Annotated in this window: 14 protein-coding genes; all 14 read left to right on the top strand. The window is 63.5% G+C overall.

All coding sequences use genetic code 11. From position 1 onward, the window contains the following. Positions 1–54 precede the first annotated feature (54 nt). The 14 genes from CFE42_RS10255 to CFE42_RS10190 all read left to right on the top strand — a co-directional run bounded on the left by CFE42_RS10255 (position 55) and on the right by CFE42_RS10190 (position 14,122). On the top strand, positions 55–876 hold the full coding sequence (locus tag CFE42_RS10255; protein ID WP_004627795.1) for an ABC transporter ATP-binding protein: 822 nt from the start codon (positions 55–57) through the stop codon (positions 874–876). After that, positions 860–1,690: an ABC transporter permease gene (locus CFE42_RS10250; RefSeq protein ID WP_004627794.1), complete on the top strand. Its 831-nt coding sequence runs from the start codon at positions 860–862 to the stop codon at positions 1,688–1,690. The genes CFE42_RS10255 and CFE42_RS10250 overlap by 17 nt, the downstream gene beginning before the upstream one ends. Before the next feature lie 33 nt (positions 1,691–1,723). Further along, positions 1,724–2,728: an ABC transporter substrate-binding protein gene (locus CFE42_RS10245; protein ID WP_004627792.1), complete on the top strand. Its 1,005-nt coding sequence runs from the start codon at positions 1,724–1,726 to the stop codon at positions 2,726–2,728. Between the two features lie 20 nt (positions 2,729–2,748). After that, on the top strand, positions 2,749–3,543 hold the full coding sequence (locus tag CFE42_RS10240) for an IclR family transcriptional regulator (protein WP_004627791.1): 795 nt from the start codon (positions 2,749–2,751) through the stop codon (positions 3,541–3,543). 71 nt (positions 3,544–3,614) lie between these two features. Then, positions 3,615–4,802, top strand: coding sequence for a CoA transferase (locus CFE42_RS10235; RefSeq protein WP_004627789.1), 1,188 nt, complete (start codon positions 3,615–3,617; stop codon positions 4,800–4,802). Between the two features lie 2 nt (positions 4,803–4,804). Continuing rightward, positions 4,805–5,659: a citryl-CoA lyase gene (locus CFE42_RS10230; protein WP_004627787.1), complete on the top strand. Its 855-nt coding sequence runs from the start codon at positions 4,805–4,807 to the stop codon at positions 5,657–5,659. Further along, positions 5,656–6,552 (top strand): SMP-30/gluconolactonase/LRE family protein, encoded by an 897-nt coding sequence (locus tag CFE42_RS10225; RefSeq protein WP_004627784.1) that lies wholly within the window; start codon positions 5,656–5,658, stop codon positions 6,550–6,552. Before CFE42_RS10230 ends, CFE42_RS10225 begins: the two co-directional genes overlap by 4 nt. A gap of 860 nt (positions 6,553–7,412) precedes the next feature. Beyond that, positions 7,413–7,730: a flagellar transcriptional regulator FlhD gene (gene flhD / locus CFE42_RS10220; protein WP_004627783.1), complete on the top strand. Its 318-nt coding sequence runs from the start codon at positions 7,413–7,415 to the stop codon at positions 7,728–7,730. Between the two features lie 77 nt (positions 7,731–7,807). Further along, positions 7,808–8,368, top strand: coding sequence for a flagellar transcriptional regulator FlhC (gene flhC / locus CFE42_RS10215; RefSeq protein WP_004627781.1), 561 nt, complete (start codon positions 7,808–7,810; stop codon positions 8,366–8,368). 541 nt (positions 8,369–8,909) lie between these two features. Then, positions 8,910–9,770: a flagellar motor stator protein MotA gene (gene motA / locus CFE42_RS10210; protein ID WP_004627779.1), complete on the top strand. Its 861-nt coding sequence runs from the start codon at positions 8,910–8,912 to the stop codon at positions 9,768–9,770. 200 nt (positions 9,771–9,970) lie between these two features. Beyond that, positions 9,971–10,918, top strand: a complete 948-nt coding sequence (motB, locus tag CFE42_RS10205; protein WP_004627777.1) for a flagellar motor protein MotB — start codon at positions 9,971–9,973, stop codon at positions 10,916–10,918. Between the two features lie 25 nt (positions 10,919–10,943). Further along, positions 10,944–11,357 (top strand): response regulator, encoded by a 414-nt coding sequence (locus CFE42_RS10200; RefSeq protein WP_004627775.1) that lies wholly within the window; start codon positions 10,944–10,946, stop codon positions 11,355–11,357. 18 nt (positions 11,358–11,375) lie between these two features. Next, positions 11,376–13,550: a chemotaxis protein CheA gene (cheA, locus tag CFE42_RS10195; protein ID WP_004627773.1), complete on the top strand. Its 2,175-nt coding sequence runs from the start codon at positions 11,376–11,378 to the stop codon at positions 13,548–13,550. Positions 13,551–13,630: 80 nt separating this feature from the next. Continuing rightward, positions 13,631–14,122, top strand: coding sequence for a chemotaxis protein CheW (locus CFE42_RS10190; protein WP_004627770.1), 492 nt, complete (start codon positions 13,631–13,633; stop codon positions 14,120–14,122). The last annotated feature ends 90 nt before the right edge of the window (positions 14,123–14,212 follow it).

Here is a 14,212-nt window from a genome sequence, read left to right as displayed (position 1 = left end):
ATTATATTTCAACAGACAGAACGCATCGAATCAGGCGCGTTCAAGGAGACGCCCATGCTTTCTTCCCCTCCGGCCGCCAGCGGCCGACTCCACGCCGGGTTGCCGGCGGTTCAGCTCAATCAGGTTTCGGTGCGGTTCGGCAGCTTCACGGCGGTGCAAGGCGTTGACCTGTCGATTGGCGAAGGCGAATTCGTGGCCGTTGTGGGCCCGACGGGTTGCGGCAAGAGCACGTTGCTGAACGCCGTGACGGGGCTGCTCAAGCCCGCTGGTGGCACGGTCAGCGTGTTTGGTGAGCCGTTGACCGGGCTCAATGGCAAGGCCGGTTTCATGATGCAGCAGGACTCGCTGCTGCCCTGGAAGACGGCGCTCGACAACGTCGCGCTGGGCCTGGTGTTCCAGGGCATGCCGGTGGATGAGGCCCGCGAGCGCGCCCGTCCGTGGATGAAGAAGGTCGGTTTGGCGGGCTTCGAAGCGCGTTATCCGCATCAGCTCTCGGGCGGTCAGAAGAAGCGCATCAGCATGGCGCAGACGCTGATCCTCTCGCCCAAGATCGTGCTGATGGACGAGCCGTTCTCGGCGCTGGATGTGCACACGCGCCACCTCATGCAGAGCGAGTTGCTGCGCCTCTGGCAGGAAGACCGCAAATCGTTGCTGTTCATCACGCACGACCTGGAGGAGGCCATTGCCCTGGCCGACCGCGTGGTCGTCATGTCCGCCGGGCCCGCCAGCCGCCCCGTCGGCGATGTGGGAATCACGCTGCCGCGCCCGCGCAACGTGTCTGAAATCAACATGTCCGACGCGTTCATCCGCCTGTATCGCGAGATCTGGTCGATCCTCGGCACTGAAGTGGAGAAGAGCCATGCCGTCCAGCACTAACACGATGCCTGCCGTGGGCGCGCAGCGCACGGGTCTCGCGCACAAGACCAAGATCCGCCTGTTCCAGTTGGCCGTAGTGGTGTTGATGTTCGGCTCGTGGGAGGGCCTTGGCCGTGCGGGCGTGGTCGATCCGTTCTATTTCTCGATGCCGTCGTCGATCGTCGCGCGCATCTGGGAGTGGTTTACCGCCGGCGACATCTACACGCATCTGGCCATCACGTTGGCCGAGACGATTCTCTCGTTCGGCATCGGCACGTTGCTCGGCATCAGCCTGGGGCTGTGGCTCGGCTTGTCCAGGCTCGCGGCCGAGGTGCTGGACCCGTTCATCAAAGTCTTCAACGCGATCCCGCGCATCCTGCTCGCGCCCATCTTCGTGATGTGGTTCGGGCTGGGGCTGACCTCCAAGGTGGCGTTGGGCGCGACGATGGTGCTGTTCATCACCTTCTTCAATACGTACCAGGGTGTGCGCGAGGTGAACCCCGTCATCCTGGCCAACGCGCGGCTGCTCAAGGCCAGCCGCATCAGCCTGCTGCGCCATGTGTATGTGCCGTCGGCTACGAGCTGGATTCTCTCCAGCCTGCGCGCTTCCGTCGGCATGGCTGTGATGGGCGCAATCGTGGCGGAGTACCTCGGTTCGTCAGCCGGCCTGGGCCACCTGATTGCGCAGGCCGAAGGCGTGTTCGATGCCACCGGCGTGTTCTCCGGAATCGTCGTGCTGTCGGCCTTCGTGATTGCGCTGGACCGCAGCGTCGATGCGCTCGAAGGCAAGTTGCTGGTGTGGCGTCCGAAGGTTGATCCCGAGACCGGCGCCTGACCCCCGATACCAATAACGATGATGGAGACAACCATGAAGCGATGGATTTCGGCCCTGCTGTGTGCGGTCGTCTGTACCGCAGCCAACGCCGCCGAGCCGGAGAAGAAGGACGTGAGCCTGTCGGTCGGCTCGATGATCCTGAACTACATGCCGGTGCCGCTCACGCAGTCGCTGGGCAACTTCCAGAAGGAAGGGCTCAACGTCAAGGTGGAGAATTTCCAGGCCGGCGGCAGCAAGGCGCTGCAGGCGCTGATTGCCGGTTCGACCGATGCGGTGGTGGGCTTCTATGACCACACCATCCACATTCAGGCGCAGGGCAAGGACATTGTGTCGGTCGCGCTGCTCAACGTTACGCCCGGCATCGTGCTGGCCGTGCGGCCCGACCTGGATATCAAGAGCGGCAAGGATCTGAAGGGCAAGAGGATCGGCATCACCGCGCCGGGTTCGTCCACCGATCTGTTTGCCCGCTATTACGCCATCAAGAACGGGCTGCAGGTGAACGACGTGTCCTACATCGCGGTGGGTTCCGGCGCACCGGGCATGGTGGCGCTGGATCGCAAGGAGATCGATGCACTCGTCAATTTCGACCCCGTGGCGAGCCTGCTGGAAAAGCGCCGCGCCGCCAAATTCCTTGTCGATACGCGCACCGATGCCGGTTCCAACGCGGTATTCGGCGGCCGCTACCCGACCGCCACGCTGTATGTCACGCGCGACTTTATGACAAAGAACCCCGAGACCGTCCAGCGCCTGGTGAATGCCTTCATCCGCACGCTCAAATGGATCGACGCCAGCACGCCCGAGGCAATTGCCGACAAGATGCCCAAGGAGCAGCAGGTGGGTGGGCGCGACGTGTTTGTCGATGCGCTGCGCCACTCCAAGCCGATCTTCTCCAAGGACGGCCTGATGACCGATGCTGATGCCAAGGTGGCCCTCACGGTCCTCTCGAGCTACGACGAAAAGATCCGCAGCGCCAGGATCGACCTGGCGAAAACGTACACTAACCGCTTCGTCGACCAAGCCTTGAAGACGGTCAAGTGAACCGTCTCGCCCAACCCGCCATGACCGCAGAGCGCCAAACCACCCAGAACGAGACCACGCCCGCCGCCAACGAGGGCGATGCCGCCACGCCGGGGCAGTCGGGCGTGGCTGCGCTGGACCGCGCGTTCTCGATCCTGTTTGCGTTCCGCCCGGGCGATTACGCGCTGACGCTGGCCGAGCTGGCCGCCCGCACTGGGCTCTACAAGAGCACGATCCTGCGGCTGGCCGGCTCGCTCATCCAGCATCGCATGCTGTTTCGCCTGGAAGACGGCCGCTACCAGATCGGGGCCGCGCCGTTGATGCTTGGCGCGCTCTACCAGCGCAGCATGCGCCTGGGCGACGTGGTGCTGCCGCACATGCGCGCGTTGGCCGAGGCCACGGGCGAGGCGGTGTCGCTCTACATCCGCGAGCGCGATGTGCGTGTCTGCCTGCACCGCGTGGATTCGAACCATTCGATCCGCGATCACGTGCGCGAGGGCGACGTGCTGCCGCTGGAGCGCGGGTCGGGCGGGCGCGTGCTGTGCGCGTTCTCGGGCATGCAGGGCGCCACGTACGACGCGATCCGGCGCGATCACTACTACGTGTCGATCGGCGAGCGCGATCGGGAAACGGTGGGCCTGTCGGTGCCGGTGTTTGGGGTGCAGCAGGCGCTGCGGGGTGCGCTGTGCCTTGCCGGTCCGGCGTCGCGCATCGACGGGGCGCTGCTGCAATCGTGGCGCGTGCCGGTGCTTGAGCACGCCGCGCAAATCACTTCCACGCTGGGTGGCGACCCCGCGCCGCTGCGTCTCGCTGCCCAACTGATCTCTAAAACCTAGGCCCCGCCACGACGCCCAACCTCCTGAGCGGGGCGAGGGGCGGAGCCGACTGTGTAGCAGGAGTTGTTTTCATGGCTTTGCCTCTCGCGGGTTTGCGCGTACTCGACTTGTCGAACGTGCTGGCCGGGCCGTTCTGCGGCTATCAGCTGGGTTTGCTCGGCGCTGAAGTCATCAAGGTGGAGGTGCCCGGCAACGGCGACCTCGCCCGCCGCCTGGGCGCTGATCCGGAACAGGCGCGCCGCAAGATGGGCGCCTCGTTCGTCGCCGTCAATGCGGGCAAGCAGTCCGTCACCGTCAACCTGAAGCACCCCGAGGGGCGTGCGATCCTGCTCAAGCTCGTGGCGCAGGCCGACGCATTGATCGAGAACTACCGCCCCGGCGTGATGGACCGCCTGGAACTCGGCTACGACGTGCTGCGCGAGGTCAACCCGCGTCTCGTCTACTGCGCCATCTCGGGCTTTGGCAAGGACGGCCCGCTCAGCGGCAGACCGGCATACGACCAGATCATCCAGGGCATTTCCGGTGTGATGAGCGTCACGGGCGATGACGCATCCGCGCCGCTGCGCGTCGGTTACCCGATCAGCGACACGGTGGGCGGCATCACGGCGGCATTGGCGGTGACGGCCTGCCTGCTCGGCGCGCAGCGCACGGGGCAGGGCTGCATGGTGGATGTGTCGATGCTGGAGTCGACGCTCGCGACCATGGGGTGGGTCGTCTCCAATTATCTGAATGCCGGTGTGACGCCGCAGCCGATGGGTAACCAGAATTTCACCGCCGCGCCGTCGGGCACATTCACCACGGGCGATGGACTGATCAATATCGCCGCCAACGAAGACAAGCAGTTTGCCGCGCTGTGCCGCGTGGTGGGGCATCCGGAATTGGCAACCGACGCACGCTTTGCCGAGCGCCATGCACGCAAGGAGCATCGCCAGCAGCTCAACGACGCGCTGGAAGCAGCGTTGGCCGCGCGCCCGGCCACCGAATGGGAACCGCTGCTGATCGATGCCGGCGTTCCTGCCGGGCTGGTGCTCGACGTGCCTGGCGTGCTGGCGCACGAACAAGTGACGGGCCGCGGCTTTGTCACCGCGTTCCCGGAAGCGGGGCAGCACGTGACGCGCGCGGGGTTCCGCCTCTCGGGCGAAGACCCGTGCCCGCAGACCCCCGCGCCAATGCTCTCCGCCCATACCGACGACTGGCTCACCAGGCTCGGTTACCGCCACGACCAAATCGAAGCCTTGCGCGCTGAAGGCGCCATCTGATCATGACGACCGCACCGATACAGGACGCCGCCGGCCTCGCTGCCGATTACTGGCGCACCGACATCATCGACATCGAACCGGGCCGCATTCACGTACGCGGCTACCCCATCCAGGAGTTGATCGGCCAGATCGGTTTTGCCGAAATGGTCTGGCTGATGCTGCGCGGCGAATTGCCGGCCAAGCGGCAGGCGGTCTTGCTGGAAGCGGCGCTGGTGGCGTCGGTTGACCACGGCCCGCATGCGCCATCCATTGCGATTGCCAGGATGGCGACGAGCTGTGGCCTGCCGCTCAACGGCGCGATGGCGTCTGCGTTGAACGCGCTGGACGACGTGCACGGCGGGGCGGGGCAGCAGGCGGTCGAGCTGTTCCACGATATCGAGGCGCGCATGTTCGACGGCGCCTCGCTGGAGGCGGCAACGGCGGCGGGTGTCGACGCGTTTATCGCTGCGCATGGCAAATACTTGCCGGGCTTCGGACATCGCTTCCACCCGGTCGACCCGCGAGCGGGGCGCCTGCTTGCGCTGGTGGACGAGGCTGCGCAGGACGGTGTGGTCGGCGGGCGGTATGCCGCCATCGGCCGCGCCATCGAAGCACTGCTCTCCAGCCGCAAGGGCAAGCCGATTCCGATGAACATCGACGGCGCCACGGCCGTGATCTATGCGGAACTGGGTTTTGCGGCGCCGCTTGCGCGCGGTGTGTTCTGTCTCTCGCGTGCCGTTGGCATCCTGGCGCACGCCTGGGAGCAAAGCGGCCGCGGCGAGCGCAACAAAGGCCCGATGCCGCGCCAGCTACCGTACCGCTATACCGGGCATGCCACGCGGCATCTGGCGCAAGCCGAGCCCGCTCCCGCGCCATGACGTATTTCAACTGGCCCGTCATCGAAACCACCGTCTTTGCGGAGATGCCGGTCGCGTTGCGTCGCCCGGTGCCGACCGAATGGTCCCGCGCCAATAAAGGCGGCGCGCCGGTCGATTGCTTTCTGGAAGGACCGTGCTGGGACGCGCACGGCAATCTCTGGCTGGTCGACATTCCGCATGGCCGCATCCTGCGCGTCTCTTCGCAGGGCGATTGGGATGTGGTGTCGGAATACGACGGCGAACCGAATGGCCTGGCGCTGCGCCACGACGGCACGCTGCTGATCGCGGACTATAAGAATGGGTTGCTGTCGCTGGATCCCGCGACGGGCGCGGTCACGCCGTTCCTGACCCGCCGCAACAGCGAACGCTTCAAGGGCCCCAACGATCTGATCGTCGCTCGTAACGGCGATGTCTATTTCACCGACCAAGGCCAGACTGGCCTGCACGACCCCACCGGCCGCGTATATCGCCTGCGCACGGATGGCCGGCTCGATTGCCTGCTCGCCAATGGCCCGAGCCCCAACGGTCTGGTGCTCACTCCTGACGAATCCGCGCTGTTCGTTGCCATGACGCGCGACAACGCCGTCTGGCGTTTGCCCCTGCTTGCCGATGGCAGCACAAGCAAGGTGGGCCGCTTCGCGCAGTTCTACGGCACCAGCGGCCCCGACGGCATGGCGATGGACGCAGCCGGCCACCTGTTCGTCGCGCATGCGTCGCTAGGCGCGGTGTTCGTCGTCTCGCCGCACGGCGAACCGCTGGCCCGCATCGCGTCGTGCCGAGGGCGCACTACCACCAACGTTGCACTCACGCCAGACGGGCACTCGCTCGTCATCACTGAATCCGCTACGGGCACCATATTGCGCGCCCGCTGGACCCCGCCGCCCCACGACTGACGGCACACGTGGGCTGTTGCTGCAGCTCACGTTGTCCTACAGCTGTCCTACAAGAGGGTCGGCCGTCGGATCGTCAAAATTCCCGCCTTTTTCCTTTCCGCAGAGGCCTATGCGGCACTTTTTGCCGCACTGCACCAGAAAAAGTGATGTGCCCGGCCTTCCCCATCCGTGGGCGCTCTCTTCCCAGGTGATTTTCGTATCGTTTAGATAGACGTGTCTGCTTTAAGTAAACAGAAAGGTAGGATATCTCCTACAAAATCCTCCTTGGACTGTAGGAGCGTTCCTACAAAACTGACCAGAAACCGACCAGAACTGTCCTACACGGCGTGTAGGAGTGGGTCAGAAGTGTCCTACAAGCGGTTAACCCAGCATCCGATGCTCAGAGTCGCAGAAGTGCGACGCCTTCGCTGTCGATTTTTGGAGACTTTAGGCAATTTAATTGCTTTCTTTCGGCATTCATTGGGGTAAATACGTGTCAAACGCCCGCTTTAGCGCATCGTCCACCCTAGTCCGTCGCGTCGGCAAAGGCTTCATCTGCCACGTTTATTAACAGATTTGTAGGAAAATTGCCTACAAGAAAATGGACTACATCACCCCTCCGACGTAGGGGTCCCCCCTTCTTTACTTACCCCGGACGTCAACCCACAATGTGTTCAACAGAAAACAACTTCGCCATGTCTTTAGCGACGTGAGTAAGAAGGAGCAGGAAGTGCCGGCAACGGCGCCAACTGCAGGAACATCCGATCCGTGGGGATTGGTGGACAGCCCGGCGAGGGTAGGCGCAGAAAATAGCGCCAACCGGACTTCACCATGCGAGATCGGATGCAGGTTGTACTTTTACTGCACACGACGGGACATACATGGACACGCAAGACATTGTTTCCGAGATCAGCGAACTGAATCTCACCTACTTGATGCTTGCTCAGCAGATGCTGGCCAAGGATCGCGATGCCGCACTTTTTCGCCTTGGCATCTCTGAAGAACTGGCTGACATCCTGCTGACGATGTCGCCCGCGCAGATCGTCAAGCTGGCCAGCACGAACATGATGCTGTGCCGCTTCCGCTTTGACGATCACGCCATCCTGGGTCTGGTGACCCAGCCGCACCGTGACAAGGGTCTGCAGCAATCGCAAATGTCGATCCTGCTGGCACGTCAGGCGGTTGAGCAGATCAGCTGAACCGTTTGCGGCGGGTGTTCCGCCGGGTTCAGAGATTGCACTTTGGATGAGCAGCAAGCGAAAGCGGGAGCAGTGCCATGCGTCACACCAGCGTCATGAACGAAGTTGAGCAGATCCACCTGGCAGCGGAATTGATTTCGCTCGGTGCGCGCCTGCAACTGCTGGAACAGGAAACCACGCTCAGCCGTGAGCGGCTGGTCAAGCTGTACAAGGAAATCCGTGGGGAATCGCCGCCCAAGGGCATGCTGCCCTTTTCGGCAGACTGGTTCCTGACGTGGTCGCCGAACATCCATTCGTCGATCTTCCTGAACATCTACCGTTTTCTGGGCGAGAACAGCCGCAGCACCGGTGTGCGCCGCCTGATCTCGGCCTACAAGCTGTACCAGGAACATATTCACGTCCACGAACAGGAAGAGGTGCTCTCGATCACCCGCGCGTGGATGATGCTGAAATTCTTCGAGGGGAAGATGCTGCACACCGTGAAGTGCAAGCGCTGCACCGGCCATTTCGTGGCCCACGCAGACGACCTGCACCATGATTTCGTGTGCGGTGTGTGCCAGCCGCCGTCACGCGCAGGAAAGAAAAAGCGCGTCGCTGCTCCGGTTGATGCGATCGCAGAAAAGACGATCGACGCCTGATAACGGCATTTGTAGGAATACGGGAAGTCGGGAACACGGGACGTGCAAAACCGCCGGGGCATGGACAAAAAAGGGCGGACGGGAAATACGCGTAGCAGTAAGGGAGTTGCGGGAATAGCCGGCCAGACCGGCGAATAACAATACAAAGAACAAAAGAGCAAGGAACACAGAGCAGGAAAAGCACAGGGGCTCAGGCAGGACAAAAGGGGAAGGGGGTAGGCCGGTCACGGGAAACTGCGGACCGGCATTTTTTTTTGCCGCCGCGCGTAGAGAGAAGAAGGAAGAAGGGCGAAAAGTGGGGGACGGAAAGCGATTTCCGTCCCTTTTTCTTTGGATCAGCCTATGGGAACGGCCTCTTTGAGCCGGGTGGCGCTCAAGCCGCCCGTTTTGTTGCCGTTCTTGGGGAAGAAGCGCGCGGTGGCAGGGTTTTCCAAGCACTGCGCAGCAGCAAAACCAGGGGCCCCGGCCTTCAGTTAACCGGGGGAATGCCGATATTCCCCTTTGTATTGATCGAAGGATCGCCCATTCAGGAGTTCGCCCCGTGTTAGTTGCCATCGGTTACATCGTGATTCTCGCGTCGGTGTTCGGCGGCTACATGCTGGCCGGAGGACACCTCGGGCCCTTGTTTCAGCCGACCGAACTGCTGATCATCTTCGGCGCCGGCATTGGCGCCTTCGTGGTCGGCAACGACAAAAAGGCCATCAACGCCACCGTCAAGGCGCTGCCGGGCCTGTTCAAAGGCTCGAAGTACACCAAGGCCCTCTATATGGAAGTGATGGCGCTGCTGTACGTGGTGCTGTCCAAGATCCGCCGTGAAGGGATGATGTCGATCGAAGCCGACATCGAAGCCCCGCACGAAAGCACGCTGTTCGCCAATTACCCCGCCATCCAGGCCGATCACCACGCGCTGGATTTCATCTGCGATTACCTCCGCCTGATGGTGGGCGGCAACCTGAATCCGTTCCAGATCGAAGCGCTGATGGATCAGGAAATCGACACCCACCACCACGAAGCCGAACAACCGGCTCGCATCATCACCAAAGTGGGCGACGCCATGCCGGCCTTCGGCATCGTCGCCGCCGTGATGGGCGTGGTGCACACGATGGGCTCGGTCGGCCTGCCGCCGGCAGAGCTGGGCAAGCTGATCGCCTCTGCGCTGGTCGGTACGTTCCTCGGGATCTTGCTGGCGTACGGCTTCATCGGGCCGCTGGGTTCGCTGCTGGAGCAGCGCGCCGAAGAATCGACCAAGTTGTTCCAGTGCATCAAGGTGACGCTGCTGGCCAGCATGAACGGCTACGCGCCGGCAATTGCCGTGGAATTCGGCCGCAAGGTGCTGTTCTCGACCGAGCGTCCGTCCTTTGCCGAGCTGGAAGACCACGTCCGTGGCGCCAAGACAGCCTGAACCCACTCATGATCCTACTGCGCGTCCCGATCTTGGCCCTGCGATGCTCGCCGTACCCGTGTACGGCTGCGCTTCTCGCGCCAACCTCGGGCCTGCTCGCTACGGATCCTGAGCGGGTTCAAAACGATCACTACGACCACAAGAGCACAGCCACCGAGCTGCGCCACTAACCACACAGTACACACCGACGGGAGCGGACCATGAGCAAGTCCAGCACGCCGACCTTCATTGTCATTCGGCGCAACAAGAAAGGCGGACACAGCCACCACGGTGGCGCGTGGAAGATCGCCTACGCCGACTTCGTGACCGCCATGATGGCGTTCTTCCTGCTGATGTGGCTGCTCAGTTCGGTGACCAAGGCCGAGCTGTCGTCGGTCGAAACGTATTTCCGCACGCCGCTGAAGGTGGCGCTGTTCGGTGGCGCCGGGTCGGGCGACCAGTCGAGCATCCTGCAGGGCAGCCCGGCGCTCAAGCAGAACATGCCGCAGCCGAACCCGAGTCCCAGCCCGACGGTGCAGCGCCAGCGCAACATCCGCGATGAATCGGACGATGCGGCGCTGAACAAGCTCAAGCAGAAGATTGCCGAGATGGTCGAGACGAACCCGGTGATGAGCCAGTTCAAGCACCAGTTGCTGATCGACATGACCACCGAAGGCCTGCGCATCCAGATCGTCGACCAGCAGAACCGCCCGATGTTTGCCAACGCCAGCGCCGAGGTGCAGCCGTACATGCGCACCATCCTGCGCGAGCTGGGCACGGCGCTGAACGATGTGCCCAACCCGATCAGCCTGTCGGGCCACACCGACGCCACGCAGTACGCCACGCAGCACGGCTACAGCAACTGGGAACTGTCGGCCGACCGCGCCAACGCATCGCGACGCGAGCTGGTGGCGGGCGGCATGAAGCCCGAGAAGGTCAGCCGCGTGGTGGGCCTGGAGGCATCGGTGCCGCTGGACAAGACGAACATCTACAACCCGATCAATCGCCGCATCAGCATCGTCGTGCTCAACGCGCGCGCCGCAGAAGCCGTGCGCTCGGGTGGGGTCGAGCCGGTGGCCGACCTGCGCAATGACGGCAAAGACACGCTGACCGACGCCGCCGCACGTGCCACGGGTGTGGCAGACGCGGTGACTGCGGCCAAGCCATAAAGAGCGCCGAGGGGAGAAACAGTCAATGAGCGAGAAACACATCCTGGTGGTGGACGATTCCACGTCGATCCGCCGCATGATTGCCGCGTGCCTGCGCGAGTGCGGCTTTGCCGTGACGGAAGCCGGCGACGGCTCCGCCGCGCTGGAGGCCGTGCGCACGTGTGCGCAGGGCAGCCACCACCTTGTGATCACCGACCAGGTGATGCCGTCGATGGACGGCCTGACCCTCATCCGCGCGCTGCGCGCACTGCCGGCCTACGCCGACACCCCGATCCTCATGCTGACCACCGAGGCAGACAACTCCATCCGCGACCAGGCACGTGCTGCCGGCGCGACGGGCTTCCTGCCCAAGCCGTTCGACCCGGATGGGCTGACGGATTCGGTGATGCAGTTGCTCGAATGGCATGCGCAGACCCACGGGTCTGCATCGACGCATTAAACGACCGAGACGACAGATATGAACCTCGACCTTAGCCAGTTTTTCGGCGCCTTCTTCGAAGAGGCGGAAGAGCTGCTCGTCGACATGGAGCGGCTGCTGCTCAACCTCGATGTCGCCAACCCTTCCTCCGACGATCTGAACGCCATCTTCCGTTGCGCGCACTCCATCAAGGGTGGTGCTGCGACCTTCGGTTTCACGCACATGACGGAACTCACGCATGTGGCCGAATCGATTCTGGATCGCGCCCGCACCGGTACCCTGCAGCTGCGCGAAAACATGGTGGATGCCTTCCTGGAAACGAAAGACGTGTTGAAAAGCCAACTTGATGCCTACCGGCAAGAGCACCCCATCGATACGGCCACGCTCGAATACATGGTGGCCAAGCTCAACAGCCTGACCGCCGAGGACGGTGCCCCTGTTGCTGCCGCACCGGCAGTTGCGGCCCCCGTGGCGGCGGCACCCGAACCGGTGGCCGCGCCCCAGCCCGCCCCGGTGGTTGTCGAGGCGCCTGCAGCCGAAGTCGTGGGCGACATCGAAGGCGGCCTGGACATCAAGCTCATCAACGTCTCGAACGAAGACTGCGAGCTGATCGTCACCGAACTCAAGCACCTGGGCACCGTGCTGCGCCACGCGCGCACCGGCCGCAACAGCGACATCGTGCTGCAGAGCACCTGCACCGCCGACGACATCATCGCGGTGAGCTGCTTCATCATCGATGCCGACCAGATCGTTATCACACCGCACGTAGGTGGCGCGGCGCCGGCCGCTGAAGCCGCTGCGCCGGTGGTGGCGGCACCGACGCCCGCTGCCGCACAGACGGAAGTGCACGCCCCGGCTGCCAACGAAGCTGCGCCGGCCCAGGCCGCTGCCGCTGCCGCCGTCCCGGTGCCGGTCCGCCCGGCCGCGGCCGACCAAAAGCCGACCGTGGCTGCCGAAACGTCGATCCGCGTGGGCGTGGAAAAGGTCGATCAACTCATCAACCTGGTGGGCGAACTCGTCATCACGCAGGCCATGCTGGCGCAAACCGCGCAGGCCTTCGACCCGGTGCTCAACGAGCGCCTGTTTGCCGGCCTGTCGCAACTCACGCGCAATGCACGCGACCTGCAAGAGGCCGCCATGTCCATTCGCATGATGCCGATGGACTACGTGTTCAACCGCTTCCCGCGCCTGGTGCGCGACCTGGCGCACAAGCTGGGCAAGCAGGTCGAGCTGTCGACGTTCGGCAAATCGACCGAACTGGACAAGGGCCTGATCGAACGGATCATCGATCCGCTCACCCATCTGGTGCGTAACAGCCTGGACCACGGTATCGAACTGCCCGAAGCCCGCGTGGCCGCCGGCAAAGACGCCACCGGCCAGTTGCTGCTGTCTGCGGCCCACCAGGGCGGCAACATCGTCATCGAAGTGAGCGACGACGGCCAGGGCCTGAACCGCGACAAGATCCTCAAGAAGGCCCGCGAGCGCGGCCTGCCCGTGTCGGACAACATGACCGACGACGAGATCAACCAGCTCATCTTCGCGCCGGGCTTCTCCACGGCCGACCAGGTGACGGACGTCTCCGGCCGGGGCGTCGGCATGGACGTGGTCAAGCAGAACATCCAGTCGATGGGCGGCTACGTCGAGATCCAGTCGCAGAAGGGCAAGGGCACGACGATCCGCATCGTGCTACCGCTCACGCTGGCGATTCTCGACGGCATGTCGGTCAAGACCGGCGAGGAAGTGTTCATCCTCCCGCTGTCGTGCGTGGCCGAATCGCTGCAGCCGCGCCCCGAAGACATCAAGGCCGTGCCGGGCGGCGGTCGCCTGCTGAAGGTGCGCAACGAATACCTGACGCTGGTGCCGATGTACGAACGCTTCCGCATCACGCCGTCGCTGCCCGATCCGTCGGAAGGCATCGTCGTGATCCTGGATTCGGAAGGCAAGAAGATTGCGCTGCAGGTCGACGAACTGGTCGGCCAGCAGCAGGTGGTGGTCAAGAACCTCGAGACCAACTACCGCCGCGTGCCGGGCATTTCGGGCGCGACCATCCTGGGCGACGGCAGCGTGGCCCTGATCGTCGATGTGTCGGCACTGATGCGCGAGACCCGCTCGGGCCATTCAGAAAACGCGATGCGTGCCGTTACTGCCGAGAAGCACGAGTTGGGCGAACCACAAGGCGGTCGATTCTCGACCGAGGCGATGGCCGCGGCATAAGCGTTCACGCCAGCCGGGGTGGGATCCGCCACCCAAAATGAATTCAATCTAGTGGCCCGACGGGGCCGAGGGGAGCCGCAATGGAAGTCAAGAAACACGCGATCGGCGACGACACCGGCGGGGAGGAGTACCTGGCCTTCACGCTGGGTCGCGAGGAATACGGCATCGATATCCTGAAGGTGCAGGAGATCCGCGGCTACGAGACCGTCACGCGCATTGCCAATGCACCCGACTTCATCAAGGGTGTGATCAACCTGCGCGGCATCATCGTGCCGATCGTTGATCTGCGCATCAAGTTCCAGCTCGATCGTGTCGAATACAACCAGTACACCGTCGTGATCATCCTGAACCTGATGGACCGCGTGGTCGGCATCGTGGTGGATGGCGTGTCGGACGTGCTGACGCTGCAAAGCCAGCAGATCAAGCCAGCGCCGGAGTTCTCGGGCGCGCTGGACACGGAGTACATCCGTGGCCTGGGCTCGATCGACGAGCGCATGCTGATTCTGGTGGACATCGAGCGCCTGCTGCTGTCGGCCGACATGGCTCTGTGCGACGAAGCTGAAGCCGCCTGATCGCGACATGAATTCGGCCGGGGCACGGCGTATGTGCCCACGGCAAATGAAGGTTGGGCCCACGGGGCCCAGCGGCGACAAGACACCGTA

Origin of the sequence: Ralstonia sp. PBBBR1 (genome assembly GCF_002256165.1) — a bacterium.
In the GTDB taxonomy this organism is placed as follows: Bacteria; Pseudomonadota; Gammaproteobacteria; order Burkholderiales; family Burkholderiaceae; genus Ralstonia; species Ralstonia thomasii.
Note: the sequence above shows the minus strand (reverse complement) of the source record. Positions and strands in the feature narration are given on the sequence as shown.